Annotated in this window: 1 protein-coding gene and 1 pseudogene; one reads left to right on the forward strand and one right to left on the reverse strand. The window is 54.0% G+C overall.

Annotated elements, in window-relative coordinates; all coding sequences use genetic code 11:
• Positions 1-226 precede the first annotated feature (226 nt).
• Positions 227-1,129, forward strand: a complete 903-nt coding sequence (locus RCH06_RS17715) for a dihydrodipicolinate synthase family protein (protein WP_327082784.1) — start codon at positions 227-229, stop codon at positions 1,127-1,129.
• A 134-nt stretch (positions 1,130-1,263) separates the two neighbouring features.
• Here the strand turns inward: RCH06_RS17715 and RCH06_RS17720 are convergent.
• Positions 1,264-2,185 (reverse strand): annotated as a pseudogene (locus RCH06_RS17720) (DDE-type integrase/transposase/recombinase).
• Positions 2,186-2,615 lie beyond the last annotated feature (430 nt).

The following is a 2,615-nucleotide window of genomic DNA, read 5'->3' on the forward strand; positions in this document are numbered from 1 at the left end:
TAAAATCAAAACGCGCAACACCGACCCCCGGTCACGTTCGCCGGAATACCGGTCACGTTGCCGGAATCAGCGGTCACGTTCACCGGAATACTCAGCAATGAAGCTGCTTTTGCTTACTACGCACGCCGCACGCTGCGTACAGGTCGGCATTCCGACTGTCTCAACCCTGCCTGATGGGCTTAACGCGTACTTTTTCGATCATCCTGAAATTAACCAGACATACAACATGACCACTAACTTCAAAGGCATTATTTCTTACCCAGTCACTCCGATCGATAAGGTCACGGGAGCCGTAGACCTTATGGCTGTGCGTGGCCTCATCGATCGCCTTGTGGAGCGGGGATCGCATGGAATCGCTCCGCTGGGTAGTACCGGTGAGAGCGCGTACCTCGACGACAATGAATGGGACGCGGTCGCCGAGTCTTCCATCAAACAAGTCAACAAGCGCTTGCCGGTCATTGTGGGAATTTCCGATCTCACGACCCGCAACGCGGTTCGCAAAGCGAAATTTGCAGAGGCAGCTGGGGCAGACGCAGTGATGGTACTGCCGGTTTCATACTGGAAGCTATCGGACGATGAAATTTTTCTTCATTACGCCACGATATCCGAATCCATTGGCGTTCCCCTGATGGTCTACAACAACCCGGCGACCAGCGGCGTCGATATGAAGCCCGAGCTGATTGTCAAGATGGTCAGGGAGATATCCAACGCTACCATGGTCAAGGAAAGCTCCGGCGACATCCAGCGCATGCACACGCTGATGCAACTGTCTGACGGGAGCATCCCTTTTTTCAATGGAAGCAACCCGCTTGCATTGGAAGCGTTCGCTGCTGGCGCGGTAGGCTGGTGCACCGCAGCTCCAAATCTGATTCCTGACTGGCCGAAAGCTCTGTATGAAACGTGCATGTCGGGCGATATGGACAACGCCAGAAAGGTGTTTTATACCCAGCTTCCAATTCTTCGATTCATCTTGCAAGGAGGCTTGCCAACCACCATCAAGGCTGGTCTAGGCTTGCGAGGATTTGAAGCGGGCGTGCCGCGCGCACCGCTGCACGCACTCGGCGAGGATGGCATCAAGACCTTGCAGGCAATGATTAAGGCCATTGATTTGAAAAACTTCTCTGATTGACCGGCGATATCTGGTAGGCCGGTGGATTCGGGCGCATCTGACAATTGGCGGCTGCCCACGGGTGTCTCAACCTTGAGAGAACCGTCGGCCAAAGCGCAGTACGGTTCTGGCTTTTAGCCGTGACAGAAAACCCACTAGATGTATGGTCCCGGGATGAGGTGACGGGGATCGGTTTTAAATATAGCCGGGTTTTTCTGCCAGGCGTCAACAATGGTCTGGTAGGAGGTTTTCCATTTGAGCGCCTTGAGGTGTTTGGCAAAGTTGAAGGCGCAGACGAAAGTCAGCACATGGGCTTGCAGGCTTTCCAGGTCCGGGTAGTGGAAGGCCTTGATCGTGGCATCCTTGATGGTGCGGTTCATCCGCTCGGCCTGCCCGTTGGTCCAGGGGTGATAGGGCTTGGTCAACTTGTGCACGATGCCATTTTCATTACAGACCCGGCCAAAGATGTGCATGCCCAAAAAGGCATGGATGGGCTTGTTTCGGTTCTTGGGCAGGTCTGCAAAGGCCATGCCGTTGTCGGTGAGGACGGTGTGAATTCGGTAGGGGAAGGCTTGGATGGCGCCACGTAAAAAGTCCGCGCCATTCATCTTTCCCATGTCATCGCGAAACTCCACATAGGTGAACTTTGAAACCCGGTCGACGGCCAGGAACATACTGAGCTTGCCTTGGGCCAAGCGTAGCTCGGCAATGTCGATGTGCACGTAGCCGATTTCGGTCGGCGCAAACTTTCCCCTGCCAGTAGTTTTTATCTCGCTCGCTGGTAATCGCGATATGCCATGGCGAAGCAAGCACCCCATCACGTCGTCCAAAGGAAGCAACGTTCTTCGACGGAACTCCACGATGACCGCTTCCTCGGCAGCACTCAGCACGATACTTTTAGGCTGTGCTGGGCCCATGCGTGCGTCTGCAGTCGTAGTGCGGGATCGCCACTTTGTAACAGTGGTACGGCTTAGCCCATATCGTTGGGCCAGGGTGCTGGTCTTTTCTTTCGACCTTTGGGAAGCTGGCTCGAACTCGCGGCGTCGTTCGGGCGCTGCCATGAAGCATGTTTGCCATAACGCTTTTTCCTCCTCGGTGGACAGAATAACGTCACGACTCTCCGGGACCATACACCTAATTTAAAAAGACACAACGATAGGTTGTCAAAACGAAACGGCAACTAACGTGAGCAACTCTAAATCCAGAAGAATTTTCGACCCCAGCTTCAAACTGCAGATCGTTCAGATGATCAAGACACAGGGCTTGAGTCTCTAGAAAATCTGCAAAGAAATGAGCTTGGGGGGCACTGCCGTCAGGCGCTGGCTCGTGCAGTTTGAGGCCGAACAGTTGGGGCAAAGCGGCATCGGCAAACCCTTGACCGCAGAGCACCAGCGCATTCGCCAGTTGGAGAGCCCCGGGTGTCAGAATTGTTGTCGCATCTAATTCTTCGATGGCTAACTGCCCGGCAACTTTATTTCATGACCAGAACACCGCATTCACATCATTC

Origin of the sequence: Polaromonas sp. CG_9.5 (assembly GCF_035984465.1) — a bacterium.
GTDB lineage: Bacteria > Pseudomonadota > Gammaproteobacteria > Burkholderiales > Burkholderiaceae_C > Polaromonas.